18 protein-coding genes are annotated in these 14,530 nt (G+C 37.2%); 17 read left to right on the top strand and 1 reads right to left on the bottom strand.

Annotated features, from left to right (window positions below; genetic code table 11):
- Positions 1–78 precede the first annotated feature (78 nt).
- The 15 genes from AB7942_RS18480 to AB7942_RS18410 all read left to right on the top strand — a co-directional run bounded on the left by AB7942_RS18480 (position 79) and on the right by AB7942_RS18410 (position 9,732).
- A complete protein-coding gene (locus AB7942_RS18480) occupies positions 79–273 on the top strand; it encodes a hypothetical protein (RefSeq protein WP_369448021.1) in 195 nt (64 codons plus the stop codon).
- 451 nt (positions 274–724) lie between these two features.
- Positions 725–1,150: a MarR family winged helix-turn-helix transcriptional regulator gene (locus AB7942_RS18475; protein ID WP_369448020.1), complete on the top strand. Its 426-nt coding sequence runs from the start codon at positions 725–727 to the stop codon at positions 1,148–1,150.
- A gap of 57 nt (positions 1,151–1,207) precedes the next feature.
- Entirely contained in the window at positions 1,208–1,606 is a 399-nt protein-coding gene (locus AB7942_RS18470; protein ID WP_369448019.1) for a DoxX family protein, read from the top strand.
- A 90-nt stretch (positions 1,607–1,696) separates the two neighbouring features.
- On the top strand, positions 1,697–2,635 hold the full coding sequence (locus AB7942_RS18465) for a ring-cleaving dioxygenase (protein WP_369448018.1): 939 nt from the start codon (positions 1,697–1,699) through the stop codon (positions 2,633–2,635).
- A 23-nt stretch (positions 2,636–2,658) separates the two neighbouring features.
- Positions 2,659–3,267 (top strand): flavin reductase family protein, encoded by a 609-nt coding sequence (locus AB7942_RS18460; protein WP_369448017.1) that lies wholly within the window; start codon positions 2,659–2,661, stop codon positions 3,265–3,267.
- A 37-nt stretch (positions 3,268–3,304) separates the two neighbouring features.
- Complete coding sequence (locus AB7942_RS18455) at positions 3,305–4,249, top strand: ring-cleaving dioxygenase (RefSeq protein ID WP_369448016.1); 945 nt, start codon at positions 3,305–3,307, stop codon at positions 4,247–4,249.
- Entirely contained in the window at positions 4,246–4,860 is a 615-nt protein-coding gene (locus AB7942_RS18450; RefSeq protein ID WP_369448061.1) for an alpha/beta hydrolase, read from the top strand. The genes AB7942_RS18455 and AB7942_RS18450 overlap by 4 nt, the downstream gene beginning before the upstream one ends.
- A gap of 22 nt (positions 4,861–4,882) precedes the next feature.
- On the top strand, positions 4,883–5,308 hold the full coding sequence (locus AB7942_RS18445) for a DoxX family protein (RefSeq protein ID WP_369448015.1): 426 nt from the start codon (positions 4,883–4,885) through the stop codon (positions 5,306–5,308).
- A 215-nt stretch (positions 5,309–5,523) separates the two neighbouring features.
- Complete coding sequence (locus AB7942_RS18440) at positions 5,524–5,994, top strand: CBO0543 family protein (protein WP_369448014.1); 471 nt, start codon at positions 5,524–5,526, stop codon at positions 5,992–5,994.
- Positions 5,995–6,394: 400 nt separating this feature from the next.
- A complete protein-coding gene (locus AB7942_RS18435; RefSeq protein WP_369448013.1) occupies positions 6,395–6,523 on the top strand; it encodes a hypothetical protein in 129 nt (42 codons plus the stop codon).
- Positions 6,520–6,996, top strand: a complete 477-nt coding sequence (locus AB7942_RS18430) for a PAS domain S-box protein (protein WP_369448012.1) — start codon at positions 6,520–6,522, stop codon at positions 6,994–6,996. The genes AB7942_RS18435 and AB7942_RS18430 overlap by 4 nt, the downstream gene beginning before the upstream one ends.
- Positions 6,989–7,669, top strand: a complete 681-nt coding sequence (locus AB7942_RS18425) for a diguanylate cyclase domain-containing protein (RefSeq protein ID WP_369448011.1) — start codon at positions 6,989–6,991, stop codon at positions 7,667–7,669. The genes AB7942_RS18430 and AB7942_RS18425 overlap by 8 nt, the downstream gene beginning before the upstream one ends.
- A gap of 334 nt (positions 7,670–8,003) precedes the next feature.
- Positions 8,004–8,717: a pirin family protein gene (locus tag AB7942_RS18420; RefSeq protein WP_369448010.1), complete on the top strand. Its 714-nt coding sequence runs from the start codon at positions 8,004–8,006 to the stop codon at positions 8,715–8,717.
- Positions 8,717–8,992 carry a hypothetical protein gene (locus tag AB7942_RS18415; protein ID WP_369448009.1) on the top strand — a complete coding sequence of 92 codons (276 nt, stop codon included), beginning with the start codon at positions 8,717–8,719 and terminating at the stop codon, positions 8,990–8,992. Before AB7942_RS18420 ends, AB7942_RS18415 begins: the two co-directional genes overlap by 1 nt.
- Before the next feature lie 86 nt (positions 8,993–9,078).
- Entirely contained in the window at positions 9,079–9,732 is a 654-nt protein-coding gene (locus tag AB7942_RS18410) for a carboxymuconolactone decarboxylase family protein (RefSeq protein WP_369448008.1), read from the top strand.
- 341 nt (positions 9,733–10,073) lie between these two features.
- Here AB7942_RS18410 and AB7942_RS18405 read toward each other — a convergent pair whose 3' ends face one another.
- On the bottom strand, positions 10,074–11,000 hold the full coding sequence (locus tag AB7942_RS18405; RefSeq protein ID WP_369448006.1) for a LysR family transcriptional regulator: 927 nt from the start codon (positions 10,998–11,000) through the stop codon (positions 10,074–10,076).
- A 142-nt stretch (positions 11,001–11,142) separates the two neighbouring features.
- Between AB7942_RS18405 and AB7942_RS18400 the strand changes: the two genes are divergently transcribed.
- Both AB7942_RS18400 and AB7942_RS18395 read left to right on the top strand, forming a co-directional pair.
- The gene (locus AB7942_RS18400) at positions 11,143–12,660 is read left to right on the top strand and encodes a long-chain-fatty-acid--CoA ligase (RefSeq protein WP_369448005.1); all 1,518 of its coding nucleotides are present in this window, start codon (positions 11,143–11,145) and stop codon (positions 12,658–12,660) included.
- A 249-nt stretch (positions 12,661–12,909) separates the two neighbouring features.
- A complete protein-coding gene (locus tag AB7942_RS18395; protein WP_369448004.1) occupies positions 12,910–14,430 on the top strand; it encodes an aldehyde dehydrogenase family protein in 1,521 nt (506 codons plus the stop codon).
- The last annotated feature ends 100 nt before the right edge of the window (positions 14,431–14,530 follow it).

The raw sequence follows: 14,530 nt of genomic DNA, 5'->3' as shown, positions 1-14,530 counted from the left end.
ACCATCATATAATTAACGTAAAGAAAGGAGGGCAAAGATTCAAATAATTCATCAGAACTATGAAAGAAGGTGATGGAAATGTCACTCGCTTACTTTGATGATATTTATCAAATCTGTTGTGGAATGGAAGAGGAAGAAACATTAAGGAAGGCAAAGCTTGCGAATGAACGGTTAAAACTCATGAAAGATCGTATTCCAGATGACTCTCGACGGTGGGAAGAGGCAATTAGAGAGAGTTTAAACGAAGAAGAAAGAGAGGTATTTTATGTCTAAAAAGAATACTAGCTGATCATCCCCCGTTTGTTCCCAATCAAGGAATGATGGGGGATTATTTTTTTGTTGCGGTATCTAGTATGCTGAACGGAGCGGGATGGCAATCATCTATTATTGAACAGACTATAAATACTATTAACAAATGCAGTAAATACATTAGACTCCATATACAACTCGCATGAAATAATTTCCTCAAGAATAGAAGAAATTAAAATACTTAATTTTAAGACCTTCTTTTTGATCATTGTTTATTTCTAAGGATCCAATTGCTAAAATACGTGTATTCCAACTTGAGGAAGTCCATAGCTTTATTGAAGAAGCTCAATAAAGTCCGTGATTCGGCTGGGGTTATTTGGAGAAAAACAGTTTTTGATTAAATTATAAACATGTATTGACAATATCTCAAATTCAAGATATATTAATTAAGGATATTTAATTAGGAGGTGTGAATATGGAAAGGAAATGTACTAACCATCCATTTTTGCTACTAATGCAAACCTCAAAGGGCATTCAGGAACGAATAAGAGACGAAATGTCCAAATATAATCTTAGTATTACCGAGTTTTCTGTTTTAGAGGTACTTTTCTACAAAGGGAAACAAACAATTCAGCAGATTGGAAATAGAATCCTGACCTCTAGCGGCTCGATGACGTATGTGATTGATAAACTTGAACAAAAAGGAATCATAAAAAGGAATGACTGTAGAGAAGACCGGCGGGTTATACATGTAACCTTAACAGCTGAAGGATTGGAAATGATGAAAAACATCATGCCGAAGTATCAAGACATGGTTAATTCTATTTTTGAAGATTTAACAGAAGATGAGTCCGAGTTGATGGTCCATTGTTTAAAGAAAGTTAGAAACAGAGTGGAATAATATATTTTTTAAATTAATATCTCGAAGTCGAGATAAATGAAAATAGGAGGTAATAAAATGATGAGTATTGGATTATTAATTATAAGGTTAGTCGTTGGTGTGTCATTCATGGCTCACGGTGCACAGAAATTATTTGGCTGGTTTGGGGGTTACGGCTTAAAGGGAACAGGAGGCTGGATGGAGTCGCTCGGTATGAAACCAGGTGTGATGATGGCCCTCATGGCAGGATTTGCAGAATTAATGGGGGGATTATTGTTTACATTAGGACTTCTTACTCCCCTTGCAGGAATCATGATTGCAGCTACAATGGTAATGGCAATTGTAAAGGTTCATGCTTCTAATGGCTATTGGGCAACACAAAATGGATACGAATATAATTTGACGTTGATAGCGGTTGTAATTGGTATAGCATTAAGTGGACCTGGAAAATATGCATTGGATGCTTTTTTATTCTAAAATATCTCGAATTAGAGAATCCCGATTTTTAATAGTATCAATAATTTAGTTATTGAATAGACATCATAATTTTAAAAGGAGTGTTTCAAAATGAGTAAGAAAACAATGGGGATTCATCATATCACTGCAATTGTAGGACATCCACAGGAGAATGTTGATTTTTATGCAGGTGTTTTAGGATTACGCTTAGTGAAACAAACAGTAAACTTTGATGACCCTGGAACGTATCACCTTTATTTCGGTGATGAAGGAGGAAAACCAGGAACCATCATTACGTTTTTCCCTTGGGCAGGAGCTCGTCAAGGAACCATTGGTGATGGTCAAGTAGGAGTTACCTCTTATGTTGTTCCAAAAGGTTCTATGAAATTTTGGGAGAACAGGCTAGAAAAGTTAGAGGTTTCATTTACGAAAATGGATCGATTCGGTGAGCAATATTTGGAATTTGATGATCCACATGGCCTTCACCTTGAAATTGTTGAAAGAGAAGAAGGAGAAGTTAATAATTGGAACTTTAGCGGGATAACTCCAGAGGTTGCCATCAAAGGGTTTGGCGGAGCTACTCTATTATCAACACAGCCCAATAAAACGGCAGATTTGTTAGAAAATGTTATGGGACTTGAATTCGTAGGTAAAGAAGGAGATTTCGCCCGTTATCGTTCTTCAGCTCAGATCGGAAATGTCATTGACCTGAAATTAACTCCGATAGGACGCGGAAGAATGGGTGTGGGGACCGTACATCACATCGCTTGGCGGGCTAGTGATGACCAGGATCAATTGGAATGGCAAAAGTATGTTGCAGGAAATGGATATGGCGTCACTCCAGTACAAGATCGAAACTATTTTAATGCCATTTATTTCAGAGAACACGGAGAAATCTTATTTGAAATTGCAACAGATCCTCCAGGCTTCGCTCATGATGAGTCACAAGAAACCATGGGAGAAAAATTGATGTTGCCTGCACAGTATGAACCAAAAAGAGAACAAATTGAACGCGGATTAATGCCATTTGAAGTAAGAGAACTAGACTGATTATACGAAAAGGAATGATTTCTTTGCTTTCAATTGATCCAGCCTTAATGTCTGAAAGAGAAAATTATAAGTTTCTAATAGGAAGCATCATACCTAGACCGATTGCTTTCGTGACAACCATTTCAAAAGATGGCGTTTTAAATGGTGCACCATTTAGTTATTTTAATATCGTCTCATCCAATCCGCCGATGATTTCATTATCTATTCAACGTTCAGCGGGGATTCAAAAGGATACAGCGAGAAACATCATCGACTCCAAGCAATTTGTGGTCCATATTGTTGACGAACATAATGTTGAAAAAATAAATAAGACGGCTGCAAGTCTTCCTTCTGATCAAAGTGAAGTTAAGTTAGCAAACTTGACTTCACTGGATAGTGTAAAAATTTCGGTACCAGGTGTGAAGGAAGCAAAAATTCGAATGGAATGTTCATTAGAGCATTCCTTAGAATTGGGAAGTTCGGATAGTCCTGGATGTGATTTTATTATAGGAAGAGTGGTTCAATTTCATATTGAAGATGAAATTTATGAAAATGGAAGAATTGATGCTAGAGGTTTAGCTGCGGTAAGTCGATTAGCAGGGAATAATTACGCCAAAATCGGTGAGATTTTTGAAATAGAAAGGCCTAAATAACTTCTTAAAATCCCATTTATGAAGTGGAGAGTAAAAAATGCAGAAAACAGCAGGCATTCATCATATATCAGCGATGGTAAACGATGCACAAAGGAATATTGACTTTTATGCAGGTGTACTTGGGTTAAGGCTTGTTAAAAAAACAATCAATTTTGATCGTCCAGAAGTGTATCATCTTTATTTTGGGAATGAAACAGGAGAACCAGGAACAGTAATTACGTTTTTCCCATGGGCAAAACAGCTAAAAGGTCGAATTGGTACAGGTCAGGTTGGTGTCACTAGCTACATTATTCCAACAGGTACAATAAAATTCTGGGAGAAGCGTTTCCAACAATTCAGAATTGAATTTACTTCAGCCAATCGCTTTGGTGAGAAATATTTGAAATTTAACGATCCAGACGGACTCCAGCTTGAACTGATAGAAAGAGATGAAGGTCCAATAAATACTTGGAACTTTGGGGGAATTCAAGCTGAGAATGCGATAAGAGGGTTTGGCGGCGCTGTTCTGTTTTCTGCACAGCCACATAAAACGACGGAAGTGCTGGAAAACACTTTAGGAATGGAATGTATTGGGCAGGAAAATGAATTCCTAAGATTTAAATCTGAAGGACATTTTGGAAATACGATTGATATTCAGTTAAACCCTTCAGTCAGGGGACTGATGGGAGCAGGAACAGTTCATCATATAGCATGGAGATCAAAGGATGAAGAGGATTTACTCAGATGGAGATCTCTTCTTCAAGACAAAGGATACTATCCAACAGAAGTTCGAGATCGAAACTATTTCAAAGCAGTGTATTTTCATGAAGAAGGGGGTATCCTCTTCGAAATAGCTACCGACCGACCAGGCTTTTCAGTGGATGAACCAGTCGCTGAACTTGGGGAAAAACTTATGTTGCCATCTTGGCTAGAGTCAAAAAGAGAAGAATTAGAAGAAACCTTACCGCCTGTAAAGGTTCGAGTTCTGGAGGGAGATAAATAATGAAACATATATTCAATAAGGGGCAAAATCAAACAAAACCCACGTTGTTATTGCTTCATGGTACAGGAGGCAATGAATTAGACCTGCTGCCACTTGCAGGAATGATTGATGATGAGGCAAATGTACTAAGCGTTCGTGGGAATGTATTAGAAAATGGAATGCCTCGATTTTTTCGCAGATTAGCAGAAGGGGTATTTGATGAGGAAGATCTTATTTTTCGAACAAAAGAGTTAAACGAGTTTCTAGATGAGGCCTCCGAAAAGTATGATTTTGATCGAGATAATATTCTTGCGATAGGTTACTCAAATGGAGCTAATATTGCTGCGAGTTTATTATTTCACCATCAAAATGCTTTAAAGGGTGCGATTCTTCATCATCCCATGGTGCCGCGAAAAGGAATTGAACTACCTGATTTAACAGGGAAATCAGTATTTATTGCAGCTGGTACAAATGATCCAATCTGCTCGCCATTAGAATCTGCTGAATTACAATCTTTATTAGAAAAGGCAAATGCGAATGTAGAAATTCATTGGGAGAATAGAGGTCATCAATTAACCTCTCAAGAAGTTGAAGCCGCAGCTCAATGGTATCAAAAAGGTATAAACAAATAATTATTTTATGGAGGAGAAAATAATGTTGGTAAAAAACGAAATCGGAGCACTGATATTAAGAGTAACATTAGGGGCATTATTTTTAATACATGGAATCGTAAAGTTTCAAGGTGGAATTGAAAATATTGTAGGTTGGTTTGAAAGTATCGGGTTGCCGGGATTTATGGCATATGGCGTTGCACTCGTTGAAATCGTTGGCGGCGTCGCATTAATCATTGGATTGGCTACAAGACTAGTCTCCACTTTGTTTGGACTATTAATGATTGGGGCAATATTAAAAGTAAAACTTTCTGTTGGTTTATTAGGAAATGGTCAAATGGCAGGATATGAGTTGGATTTAGCATTTTTAGCAATGGCAGTTTATCTTGCAATCAATGGAAGCAAGCTATTATCAGTTAGTGACTTGATTTTTCAAAAGGATTCAATTGAGTTAAAAAAAGCTGCTTAATATTGAAAGATAATTTTAAAAGAAAGCTAATCGGAACCTTTCGATTAGCTTTTTAATTACATAGAAAATACTTTTATAATCGAAGGAATAGTAAATACTACCTAAAGAAATAATAGGTAGGAAATTATTTTTACTCTGCTTGATTTGATGGGGTTTTACAGTACATAGTAAGGCGGGAGCATATCAAATTTTGATTCATATCGGAGGATGTTTTTATGGAAAAGAAACTGTTGAATTTACTTACTGTTTTGTGTGTGGTTTCCTTCCCATTTTTATTTAAAGGATCTAAAATGCGAGAAAATCTTGTTATTTTTTTCTCAAAAGGAGTCATTGCAACTCTAATTGATGCTTTTGTGGTTGGTACCAAAAGACTAGAATATCCAGTTCGTCCTTTTCCAAAAATTTTTAAGACAAACATCATTTATGACATATTGTTTTTCCCGCTTTTAAGTGTTATATGGGTGAAACTGACCTATAAAGATCATTTAGGCAAAATACTTTTGAAAAGTTTACTTTTTAGTGTTCCCATGAGTATCGGTCAATGGTACTTTGAAAAGAATTCCCAATTATTTAAATGGAAAAAATGGACCGCCTTTCATACTTTTGCAAGTGTAAATTTTACTTTATTTATTATAAGAGGTTTAGTTGGATTTTTAAAAAAATTAGATAAGGTAAAGAATGCATGAATCTCCCCATCGCTAAAGCGAGGGGTTTCATAAAGAATACCGTTTAAGTGGCATTGTCTTTATGTGGGTGACCACAAAACCCACTAATACATCAGGTCTTTAGAGAAGACCTTCAGCTTTGCTTTAATCAAAGCCTATTTGATTCACGTTAGAAAACGTGTCATAGCTCTTAATAGGCTTGAACATTTTACGTGGCAGAGCTCTTATACATGCCACAACCTTCTATGTTCAGTTATCAAAGAACAAGTGTTCGTATTAATGGCTATTATATTTCAAATTGATTGAAAGGTCAAGTGATATGCTTATATCCCCATGCCTAAAGTCAGGGGTATTACGCGCAGCATGATAAGTTTATAGAAAGCTAATCCAAAGGTGAATAGAAGAAATGGGGGAGAATGAAATGACTAGTCTAATTTTAGATAATCCGAAAATTGGGGAAGAAGCATATGAACTAATCAGGGAGAATACCAATGATGCAATTTTTTTATTGGACAGGATGGAGCTATTCTACAGGCAAATCCAACTTTGACAGATTTACTAGGCTGGTCAATCGAGGAACTGAAAGGACTGACCCTGCCGCCATCTTTGCATAATATGACGAAAGAACAACATGATGTATTTTTAAATAAATTAAGAGACGGAGAAAATGTTAATTATAGTCTTACAAAAAGAAGATGCAAAGATGGGGAAATCCTGGATATCCGAGCAACCTACAGAGCCATTAACAAGGGTGAGATTCTTGCTGTAGGTATGTATAAAGACTTTACAGAACAAATGGAAATACAGAGGAAACTTGAAGAAAGTGAAGTTTGTTATCGGAAACTTGTTGAATTCTTACCTGACGCTGTTATTGTTCAAAATAAACATCATATTGTCCTTGTAAATCCTGCAGGTGTAAAGATTCTAGGTCAAGAATGTTCTAAGGACATGATTGGCAGATCATATGGGAGCTTATTGATTCGGAAAATAAAGTATCAAGGACAAATTTTTAGAAATGATTGAAAAAAATAATGAAGCTAAACCGGAGCCGATTGAAGAAAGATTGATTCGATGGGACAATAAGGAGTTTTATGCGGAAATTACGGCTATTCACATGGTTTTTAACGGTGAACCGGTCATGCAAATTCTAATTAAGGATATAACGGATAGAAAAATGATTGAGTCAGAGTTAGAAAATTTGGCCTACTACGATTCTCTTACAGGGCTTAGAAATAGACGAAGCTTTCACGACTTGCTGGAATTATCGATTGAAACTGCAAATAAAAAGGGTGAACAGTTTGCCATATTGTATATGGATTTGGACAAGTTCAAAGAAGTAAATGATACATTAGGGCATGAAATAGGTGATGAGCTTCTGAAACAGTTCTCGAATAGATTAATAAATAATGTAAGGGGAAATAGTGTCATTGGCCGTATTGGCCGTGATGAATTTTTAATCCTGTTAAAAGACATTAAGCATTCTCAAAACGTTGCAAAAATTGCACGGAGGCTGTATAAAGCACTTCAACAGCCTTATCAAATTAAGCGGCATTATATTAAAACAACAGCGAGTATTGGAATCTCCATTTACCCTAAGGATGGAACGAGAGGCGAAACATTAATAAAATTTGCAGACCAAGCTTTATATTCAGCTAAAGAAACGAGAAACCAACTTAAATTTTATAGTTTGAATTAAAAAAGTCAGCATTTTTAAATTTAATAAATTTATCAGTTCGGAGAAGCTTTTTTTGACAATTAAATTTACTCCGAATACAATTATTTCGAATTAAAAATAATAATTGATGGTAAAGGTTGATATAAAATGACCAAAATTGGTATTTTAATTGGATCTCTACGGAAAGATTCTTTTTCTAAGATTAAAAAATATCAAGCATAAGGAAATTCTAGGAAAGAAAGAGTTGGAGCATATAGCAGAAGAAATCCTGTTATATATTCCAACTTTTTGTTTTGAATGAAAAAAATAAAGCTCGATATTCATGACTAAGAAATTCAGATAAGGAGTGACAAAATTGATTCAAGTTTATCCTGCAGGTACACGATACACAGTAAAAAATGAATGGCTGGAGAGTAATTTAAGTTTTTCTTTTGGTGAGTATTATGACACTTCCAATATCCGATTTGGTCCACTGCGTGTCTTTAACGACGACACCGTCCAAGGTGGTCGCGGCTTTGGAATTCATCCACATCGGGAAGCGGAAATTGTTTCTATCGTATTAAAGGGGCAGCTAAAACATGAAGACAACTTGGGGAACTCTGGAATTATCAGCTACGGAAATATACAGCGAATAAGTGCTGGAACGGGAGTGCTTCATTCTGAATTCAATGCTTCCAATGATGAAGAAGTCCGATTTTTACAACTATGGTTTTCACCAAATGAAAAAAAGTTAACTCCATCCTATGAAGATATCTCATATTATGTTGAACAATTACAAAATAACTTATTACCTGTAATATCCCATACTGCCTCCGAGCGGGTGGCAGGAATTCATCAAGATTTAACCCTTTATTTATCAAAGTTGGATGGAAATAAGACATTGAACTTTCAACTGGAAGAAGGCAGGAAGATTTACATCTTTACTATAGAAGGAGAAATTTCAATTAATAAGGATTCCATTTTACAATCCCAGGATGCAGCACGGATCACAGACATCCATGAAATTACGATTCAGGCAAATCAAGATAGTTTCTTTTTATTAATTGATTTACCTGGGGGTGAATTTTAATGTTAATGATTCGTCACTCTATAGGCAGCCGATTGCTTTGTCAAACTACTAATTACCGTATTGAAAAGCAAGACGATCGTTGGCTGATCTCCTTATCTGTTGATGAAGAAACTGCTTCGACAGTTTTAGATTTTAAGGATGAGTTAAATATATTTGAAGCAAAGGAAAACGAAAAGAATTGGTATTACTCATCTGATTCACAAATTGATTTTCAACCAAATGAAAAACAATTGGTGATCCTTGCTGATCATAAAACTGTCTATCCGACTCAATGATTAACTCTATTAAGTTGAGTAAATATAAAAAGTCTGATGGGATTTACAAGCCACTTTATTTTTATTAGAAAGAAAGGATGTCTACAATGACAAACAATTTATATGAAAAAGGAAATTTAAAAAATCTTAGTAAACTTAAAGAATTAGCACCAGAACAGCTTGAAGCTTTTTCGGATTTTAATACGGCGGTCATGACAGATGGTGCACTGAGTAAAAAGGAAAAAGAAATCATAGCGGTTGCAATTGCCCATGTAACGGAATGCCCTTATTGTATTGATTCACATACAAGACGTGCAAAAGCTGAAGGAGCATTACTTGAAGAATTAGTAGAAGCGATCTTTGTTGTAGCAGGAGTAGAAGCAGGTGGGGTAGTGACCCATAGTACTCATATACAAAATGCGATGGATGCAGAAGCAGAGGATTCACTTTATAGACGTTCAAATCTAAAAAACCTTAGTCAATTAAATAAATTTGCCCCTGAAGGCTTTAAAGGTTATTCTACGTTTAGTAGAACAGCAATGAAGAAAGGCAAATTGAGTGGAAAGTTTAAAGAGATTATTGCTGTGGCAGTTGCTCATGCTACGCAATGCCCATATTGTATAGATGTCCATACGAAAAATGCCATGAAGCTTGGATGTACAAATGAAGAGCTTGCAGAAGCAGTAATGGTTACTTCAGCATTACTTGCAGGAGGAGCTTATGCACATATCGCTAATTTGATACAAAGCTATGGTGATTAACAAAAAGATATTAAAATACAGAGAAAAACCTCTCAATAAAATAGAGGCTACTGATACCTTCCCACCACCGGGAAGGCTTTTTTGTTTCAAAGGGGTAAACTACGGCGTATTCCTTTTTATCATATTTTTACCAAGGAACCTCGGGTAATTTTTATATATGCGAAAGAGATAAAAGAGAAGTGGCATATTGGAATGAATGAACGATTAAGAGGGAAATAAGAACTAAAAAAATATATTTGCTCTAAAGATGGTTTTATGATTGAATGGTGCACCACCTTTTAAAACGAGAAAAGATGGTGCTTTTTTTGTTATTTATTTTAAGAGTTCAATCCATTATTACATTAATCATTAAGAGGTGAATGAGTCAGCATGCGGGAGTAGAATTTAAAGTGCTCTAAAAATTTCCTTGTGTTTAGTGAATAATGAGTATTCTCTGAGCGTACCCATCCTAAACCTATACTTTCCTGATCATACTCTCTTAGTTCGATTGGGACTATTTCGCCTCTTAAAACATCAGGATCATTTATTAAAGTAAAGTCAGGTACTAAACTAATTCCAAGCCCTTCTACAATCGCTTTTTTTATTACCGCTGAATTGTCCGTCGTAAATAAAATATTCAATGGCCCAAATTGACTGATTAATTTATTTGCAAATCGTTTCACATAATCACCATTATATAGAATAACGTCTTGAGTCATTAGTTGTTGAGGAGTTATCGTTTTATGTAACGCTAATGGAGACGTTTTGCTGACGGCCACCATCATCTTTCCTTCAAGTATTACCTCAAATAGTAGATCTTCTCTTTTTTTCAATAAATCTTCATAAATCGTGATTAGGCCTATGTCAATCAGATTATTTTGGACATGTTCAATAATATGCTGTGTGGTTTTTTCAGAGATTTCTATATTCACATTTGGATAGGCTTTTTTATAGGCGGATAAAGGTTCTAACAAAAACAGCATAAAGCCAGGGATGGATGATAATTTTAAATTTCCGGTATGGACAGTGTTATATGTTTGGGCTTCTTCTTTAAATTCGTGAAGCTTCATTAATACCTCATATGCCTTTTTAATTAACGTTTTTCCTTCATTCGTGGGAACGGCACCAAGTCTCCGGTTGCGTTTAAATAGTTTAACCCCCAGCTCATCTTCCAATTTAGTAATGGATTGACTGATTCCAGATTGAGAAACATGGAGGCTTTGTGCAGCTATAGAAATAGATCCTGTTTCTGCAACCTTTACAATGTACTCTAGTTGTTCGATATGCATAGGTTTCTCCTTTTAATATAGAAGTATGGCTTATATATTCATTAGTAATGGTTGATTTATTTAAGTGTAAATTATATATATAATAAATTCAAGTAATTCCTAATTTTCTTAGAATTGAAAAGATTGGAGGAGAAAGAAAAGAATGGTTTTGAATTTGAATGAGAATTTAAAGAACAGTGCAGCAAGATTTCCTAGTAATATCGCTTATACGTTTCTGAATCAAAGCAAAACGTATGCAGAACTTGATAAAGTGGTAGATTGTGTTGCTGCTGGGTTAGCCGCTCAAGGAATCAGAAAAGGGGATAAAGTTGCGTTACTCCTGGGGAATTGTCCTGAGTTTGTAATAGCTTTCTATGGGATTCTTCGGGCAGGGGCAGTGGTTGTTCCAATTAATCCAACCTACACTTCAGGAGAAATTTCTTATATTTTATCAAATAGCCATGCGAGAGCTGTGATTACTCATTCTTCTTTAGATTCAACAATATCTCCATTGAGAGAGCAACTAGAACATTTGACAATGGTCATCTATACAGATTCGATCAAATCTGAATGGACATGGGAGAGTCTCTTACAAAAAACAAATGATATTTTTGTAAGCCCTTGCATCGATGAGGATGATCTGGCAGTCATTCTCTATACTTCCGGAACAACTGGAAAGCCGAAAGGGGCCATGCTATCCCATCGAAATTTAGCGTCTAATGTTGAATCATTATCAAGGCTTACAGAGTTCACAGAAGAAGATCGTTTGATTACGGTTCTTCCAATGTTTCATGTGTTTTCTATGACGGTTTGTATCAACATGCCTATTGCTTGTGGGGGGACAATTGTCATTGTTCCGAAATTTAGTCCTGCTGAGGTGGTTAATACGATTAGAAGAGAGAAAGCGACTTTGTTTGCTGGGGTTCCAACCATGTTTAACTTCATGCTTCAGTTGCCGGAGCAGACCGCAGCTGATTTCTCTTCTATTCGCGCTTGTTTTTCAGGTGGTGCTTCGATTCCGGTTGAACTGCTTCATAAATTTGAAGAGAAGTATAACGTTCGCATTATAGAAGGCTATGGCCTTTCTGAAACTGCCCCCGTTACAGCTTTCAACCCATTGCGAGGGACACGCAAACCTGGTTCTGTTGGTATAGATATACCTGATGTAAAGAACAAAGTGGTGGATCCGGATGGAATTGAAGTTCCAAGAGGAGAAGTCGGAGAATTGATTGTAAAAGGTCCGAATGTGATGATGGGGTATTTAGGAATGCCGGAAGCTACATTTTCAGCCTTGAAAGATGGATGGTTTTATACAGGTGATTTGGCCCGAATGGATGAAGAAGGGTACATATATATCGTGGACCGTAAAAAAGATATGATTCTCGTTGGCGGGTACAACGTCTATCCGAGAGAAGTGGAAGAAGTATTATATCAACACCCGGCCATTGTGGAAGCAGCTGTAATAGGGATTACGGATAATGAATATGGAGAGATTGTAAAGGCTTTCGTTGTAACGAACAATGAAAGTATAACGATCGATAACATCTTGCATTTTTGCCAGGACAAGCTTGCAAAGTACAAGCTGCCAAAACAAGTGGAATTTATGAAGGAATTACCTAAGAACAGTACAGGTAAAATTTTGAGAAGAGCTTTGCGGGTTGAACAAGTGGAAGTTAAGTAGTTTGATAGCGAACTTTTCTTAAAAATATGTGGATCTTAAAAATGTAGGCTGTGTTAAAGATCAATGTTGAATTTGTAACCAAATTGATTGGAGCGGAAGGCGCGAGACTCCTGCGGGAGTACGGGACAGGGGAGACCCCGGAGGGGCACAACTCGCCGAGAAGGCTCCCCGAACCGTACGCGCGCCTGGAGCGGAAATCAACTGGCAACTTTAACACAGCTAAAGAGCAAATAATAAGGAGGAATTTCGATGAAAGCAGCGTTACAAGTATTGGAGTTTCCACTCTATATTAACGGGGAGTGGAAGCCTGCGATTAGCGGAGAAACGTTTGAGGTAGTAAACCCTGCAACTGGTGAAGTCGCGGCAAAGGTAGCGAAAGCCGGGATAGAAGATGTGGAATTGGCCGTTTCATCTGCTCGACAGGCTTTTGATTCGGGAGTATGGTCGAAAAAATCTCCACAAGAACGTGCTCACGTACTTGTCCAATTTGGAAACAAGATTATTGAACATGCTGAAGAATTGGGTTACTTAGAGTCTATTAGTTCGGGGGCTACAGTTCGACGTATTTCAAACTTAGACATCCTATCCATTGTGGATCTCTTACAGCAAACAGCAAAGTTTACTGTAGAGTATCCGTATGTCGAGTCTCTTCCTACTGTACCATTTCCTGGACCAAGCAATAACCAAGTCTGGCGTGAGCCGCTTGGGGTTGTAGCAGCTGTGACTGCTTGGAACTTTCCAATGATTTTAGCTATGTGGAAAATTGCTCCTGCGTTGGCTATGGGTAACTCGATCGTAGTCAAACCAGCATCCAATACACCGCTATCTACCTTGAAATTAGCGGAATTGGCTGCTGAAGCAGGATTACCAGCAGGTGTATTCAATGTTTTATCTGGCCCTGGTGCCAGCATTGGAGAAGCTCTTGTCACGCATCCAAATGTAGACAAAGTCGCTTTTACCGGTTCTACAGAAGTAGGGAGCCGCATTATGCAATTGGCATCTAAAACAGTGAAACGCGTCACGCTGGAGTTAGGTGGAAAATCACCGGCAATCGTATTGCCAGATGCTGACATGAGCATTACCATTCCTGGTATTTTATTCGGATTCTTGACACACTCTGGCCAAGTTTGTGAATCCGGGACTCGTGTTCTAGTTCATGATTCCATTTATGAACAAGTAATTGAACAATTATCTGAACTTGCCAGCACGATTAAAATTGGAAATCCATTAGATATCGCAACAGGAATGGGCCCGATGGTATCAAAGCAACAATTGGAAACCGTCCTTTCTTATATAGATTCTGGTATTCAAGAAGGGGCACGATTGGTTTGCGGAGGTAAGCGGACAATTGTTGAAGGGTTTGAAAATGGTTATTATATTGAGCCTACCATTTTTGCCGATGTTCATAATGACATGAAGATTGCTAGAGAAGAAATTTTCGGTCCTGTTCTCTCAGTTATCCGTTACTCCACTGTTGAAGAGGCGATCGAAATTGCGAATGATACGATTTATGGATTAGCAGGTGGGGTTTGGACAAAGGATGTAAATAAAGGATTGAAAATTGCCCGTGAATTAAAGGCTGGGACGATTTGGATCAATGATTGGCATATGCTCCGTAGTGATGCTCCATTTGGTGGATACAAGCAAAGCGGTTTCGGGCGAGAATTAGGCCGCTATGCACTAGACGAATATTCGCAGCTAAAGCATGTTCACTGTTCACTCGTACCTGAAGTAAGCCAAAGACCTTGGTACCAAATCTTATTGGGATAAAACAGATTAATTTATTAATACAAGGCTATGTTAAAGCTTAATGTTGATTTTGGCACCCTGTTGACTGGAACGGAAGGCGCGAAGACTCCTGCGGGAGGCC

This window comes from Neobacillus sp. BF23-41 (assembly GCF_041106275.1).
The sequence above is the reverse complement of the archived record's forward strand: the minus strand, read 5'-3'. Positions and strand labels throughout refer to the sequence as shown.

Excerpts from the sequence above, each read along its gene's own strand:
- AB7942_RS18465 (WP_369448018.1), top strand. The coding sequence starts at position 1,697 with ATGAGTAAGAAAACAATGGGGATTCATCATATCACTGCAATTGTAGGA.
- AB7942_RS18480 (WP_369448021.1), top strand. The coding sequence starts at position 79 with ATGTCACTCGCTTACTTTGATGATATTTATCAAATCTGTTGTGGAATG.
- AB7942_RS18470 (WP_369448019.1), top strand. The coding sequence starts at position 1,208 with ATGATGAGTATTGGATTATTAATTATAAGGTTAGTCGTTGGTGTGTCA.
- AB7942_RS18440 (WP_369448014.1), top strand. The coding sequence starts at position 5,524 with ATGGAAAAGAAACTGTTGAATTTACTTACTGTTTTGTGTGTGGTTTCC.
- AB7942_RS18415 (WP_369448009.1), top strand. The coding sequence starts at position 8,717 with ATGTTAATGATTCGTCACTCTATAGGCAGCCGATTGCTTTGTCAAACT.
- AB7942_RS18455 (WP_369448016.1), top strand. The coding sequence starts at position 3,305 with ATGCAGAAAACAGCAGGCATTCATCATATATCAGCGATGGTAAACGAT.
- AB7942_RS18395 (WP_369448004.1), top strand. The coding sequence starts at position 12,910 with ATGAAAGCAGCGTTACAAGTATTGGAGTTTCCACTCTATATTAACGGG.
- AB7942_RS18445 (WP_369448015.1), top strand. The coding sequence starts at position 4,883 with ATGTTGGTAAAAAACGAAATCGGAGCACTGATATTAAGAGTAACATTA.
- AB7942_RS18475 (WP_369448020.1), top strand. The coding sequence starts at position 725 with ATGGAAAGGAAATGTACTAACCATCCATTTTTGCTACTAATGCAAACC.
- AB7942_RS18435 (WP_369448013.1), top strand. The coding sequence starts at position 6,395 with ATGACTAGTCTAATTTTAGATAATCCGAAAATTGGGGAAGAAGCATAT.
- AB7942_RS18410 (WP_369448008.1), top strand. The coding sequence starts at position 9,079 with ATGACAAACAATTTATATGAAAAAGGAAATTTAAAAAATCTTAGTAAA.
- AB7942_RS18425 (WP_369448011.1), top strand. The coding sequence starts at position 6,989 with ATGATTGAAAAAAATAATGAAGCTAAACCGGAGCCGATTGAAGAAAGA.
- AB7942_RS18400 (WP_369448005.1), top strand. The coding sequence starts at position 11,143 with ATGGTTTTGAATTTGAATGAGAATTTAAAGAACAGTGCAGCAAGATTT.
- AB7942_RS18405 (WP_369448006.1), bottom strand. The coding sequence starts at position 11,000 with ATGCATATCGAACAACTAGAGTACATTGTAAAGGTTGCAGAAACAGGA.